4 protein-coding genes are annotated in these 2,852 nt (G+C 62.7%); 2 read left to right on the forward strand and 2 right to left on the reverse strand.

What is annotated here, in order from left to right; translation table 11 throughout:
- Positions 1 to 642 (forward strand): YceI family protein (locus tag Q7L05_RS17300; RefSeq protein WP_303909553.1); only part of this gene is annotated, 642 nt, incomplete at its 5' end.
- Here the strand turns inward: Q7L05_RS17300 and Q7L05_RS17305 are convergent.
- Positions 639 to 1,205 (reverse strand): YecA/YgfB family protein, encoded by a 567-nt coding sequence (locus Q7L05_RS17305; protein WP_303909555.1) that lies wholly within the window; start codon positions 1,203 to 1,205, stop codon positions 639 to 641. The genes Q7L05_RS17300 and Q7L05_RS17305 overlap by 4 nt on opposite strands.
- Positions 1,206 to 1,405: 200 nt before the next feature.
- Here Q7L05_RS17305 and Q7L05_RS17310 point away from each other — a divergent pair, with 200 nt between their 5' ends.
- Complete coding sequence (locus Q7L05_RS17310; protein ID WP_303909557.1) at positions 1,406 to 2,524, forward strand: CapA family protein; 1,119 nt, start codon at positions 1,406 to 1,408, stop codon at positions 2,522 to 2,524.
- Between the two features lie 136 nt (positions 2,525 to 2,660).
- Here the strand turns inward: Q7L05_RS17310 and Q7L05_RS17315 are convergent.
- Positions 2,661 to 2,852 (reverse strand): hypothetical protein (locus Q7L05_RS17315; protein WP_303909559.1); only part of this gene is annotated, 192 nt, incomplete at its 5' end.

Below are 2,852 nucleotides of genomic sequence, written 5' to 3' on the forward strand. Positions count from 1 at the left end.
ACACCGCCCCCGACGGGCCCGCCTGCCGGATTTCCCGAACAGCCCTACCGGCAGGCTGCGGCCGAGGGGGCTGAGGTCTATCGCATCGACCCGGAGCGCTCACTGATGGTGGTCGACGTCCTTCCCGAAGGCCCGCTCGCCCCCACGCTCGGTCACGCCCACACGGTCTCGACCCATCGCCTGCACGGTTATGTGCAAAGAGGGGAAGGGGCCGAAAGCGGGCAGGTGGATCTCTACCTGTCGGTGTACGACCTGGAGGTGGATGATCCCGAATTGCGCGCTGCCGCGGGGTTCGAGAGCGAATTGAGTCAGGAAGACATTCGCGGCACTCGTCGAAATATGCTCACCGAGGTACTGGACGCGGAGCGCTATCCCTGGGTCCGGCTGCGTGCCGAGCCGTTGGCGCGTTACGGCGATACCCTGCGGCTCGGTGTCGATCTGACGCTGCACGGAGAGACCCGTCGGCTGGAGATGCCGGTCACTCTGGTCGACTCATCAGAGTCCCTCGAGGCCCGGGGATCCTTTTCGCTGCACCAGAGCGAATTCGGTATCGAGCCGTTTTCCGCACTGGGTGGTGGCCTGCGGGTGAGAGACCGGCTTGATTTTCGTTTCCGGGTGGTCGCCGAGGCGTTTAGCGACTAATCGCTGTCCCGAGTGTCATCGTGCCAAAAGGCATAGAGTCCGGCGACGGCGCCGGGTAGCAGTTCGACCCAGGCCTCGTACTCGGCCTCGTCCATATCGGGCTCCTCCTCGTCCGAGGTCAGCAGCGCCAACTGGCCCATGGGCGCAAGCAGTGCCTGCGGATCCTTGGGCAGGGGGTTCCATTGCGCCTCCTGCTCCTCGACTCCGAGCATGAAGCCGAAACACCAGCCCTCGTAGGTCTCGAAGGTCTCGCCCTCTTCCTCCTCCTCGACCACCAGCGGTTCGAAAGGATGTCCCTCGCGGAGCGTCGCCTCGATGTTGTCGTAAAGACGTACCAGCTTGTCGGTCATCTGTTTCGCCTGCTCCTCGTCGGCGAAGCGCGGTTCCCCCCAAACTCCCCGGAGCCAGACGTCTTGCGCAACCGGTTCGGGTCCGACGATCAGTGCGGTGAGAAAACCGTGCGCCTCATCGACCGACAGTGCATCGTCGTCGCACGCCTCGGAGAGGAGGAAGTCATCGAGTTCCACGAGTTCCTGCTCGGAAAGTCCAGTGTCAGCAGTCATGATGCATCCGGAGTCAATGGGTGGGGTGGCGGCCACCGGCTGTGCCGGTATTTGCGGATTGTAAAGCATTCAGGCCCGCCCCGTGCCATTTTCGGGCGATGAAGGCGCATGGCGTCACAGGCGATTGGAAAAATCTTCGCTTTGACACTCGGGCTCCCACCTCTGAGACTTCGAACAGGCGCATGGCAGGGAGCATTTCCGTGGCGGAGACAGAGATCGGGCAGAGGCAGTTGCAGCTTTTCCTGTGCGGCGACGTCATGACCGGGCGGGGCATCGACCAGATACTCCCTCATCCAGGCGATCCCATCATCCATGAGCCCTATGTGCGCAATGCCCGCGACTACCTGAGGCTCGCCGAAATAGCCAACGGTCCGATCCCGCATCCGGTGGATTTCGGCTACATCTGGGGCGATGCTCTCGACGTGCTGGAGGCGGCCGCCCCGGACGCCCGGATCATCAATCTCGAGACCAGCATCACCACCAGCGCCGATTACTGGCCTCGCAAGGGCATCAACTACCGAATGCATCCGGCCAATACCCCCTGCCTCACGGCGGCCCGAATCGACTGCTGTGTGCTCGCCAACAACCATGTCATTGATTGGGGCTACAGCGGTCTGGAGGAGACTCTGGAAACGCTGCGGAAAGCAGGCCTGAAGACGGCGGGGGCCGGCCGCGACCGGGAGGAGGCTGCGGCGCCGGCGGTGCTGGACCTCCCGGGGGGACAGCGTCTGCTGGTGTTCGGTTTCGGCACCGGCAGCAGCGGCATCCCGGATGATTGGGCGGCCGGGGAGGAGCGCTCCGGGGTCAACCTCCTGGAGGCGCTTTCCCAACGAAACGTGGATCGACTGGCCGAGGAGAAGCGGGAATACGCCGCACCGGGCGACCTCTGCATCGCCTCCATTCACTGGGGTGGTAACTGGGGCTACGCTATCTCTGCGGAACAGCAGGCCTTTGCCCGTGCCTTGATCGAAGCCGGCTTTGACCTTATCCACGGCCACTCCTCACACCACGTCAAGGGATTCGAGATCCACCGGGGGCGGCTGATCCTTTACGGCTGCGGGGATTTTCTGAACGACTACGAAGGGATCGGTGGCCATGACGCCTATCGAGGTGATCTGTCGCTGATGTATTTTCCCTTTCTTGACTCCGGCACGGGGCGCCTGGAGCGCCTGCGAATGGTGCCGATGCGCACCCGCCGCTTTCGTCTGGAACGGGCGGGACCGGCGGATACTGAATGGTTGGCATCGATGCTGGATCGGGAAGCGGGCCGTTTCGGTGCGGGGGTGATACTGCGCAATGGTGAACTCTGCACCGACTGATCCGCACGGCTGTTTCAAACGTTTGGGAAACGGGTGTCTATCCTCAATCAGTAGATTCCCTGATTCCCGGATGCTCTCCATGAATTCATTGCCAGGACAATCCGCCGCTCCGCAGCCCCGGATCAGTGATGAACGTTTAGCCGGCATTGATAGCCGTATCCCCTGCTGCGCAGGGGGTACGGCTCCTGATGAACTTGTCCTCGCTGTCATTACGAGGAGCCTGAGCGACGAAGTAATCTCCTGCTCCCAAACCCCAGATTGCCGCGTCGCTGTGGCTCCTCCTGATGAACTTGCCCTCCCCGCTGTCATTACGAGGAGCCCCGGCGAC

The sequence above is a fragment of the Thiohalomonas denitrificans genome, assembly GCF_016841685.1.
GTDB lineage: Bacteria > Pseudomonadota > Gammaproteobacteria > Thiohalomonadales > Thiohalomonadaceae > Thiohalomonas > Thiohalomonas denitrificans_A.

Excerpts from the sequence above, each read along its gene's own strand:
- Q7L05_RS17305 (WP_303909555.1), bottom strand. The coding sequence starts at position 1,205 with ATGACTGCTGACACTGGACTTTCCGAGCAGGAACTCGTGGAACTCGAT.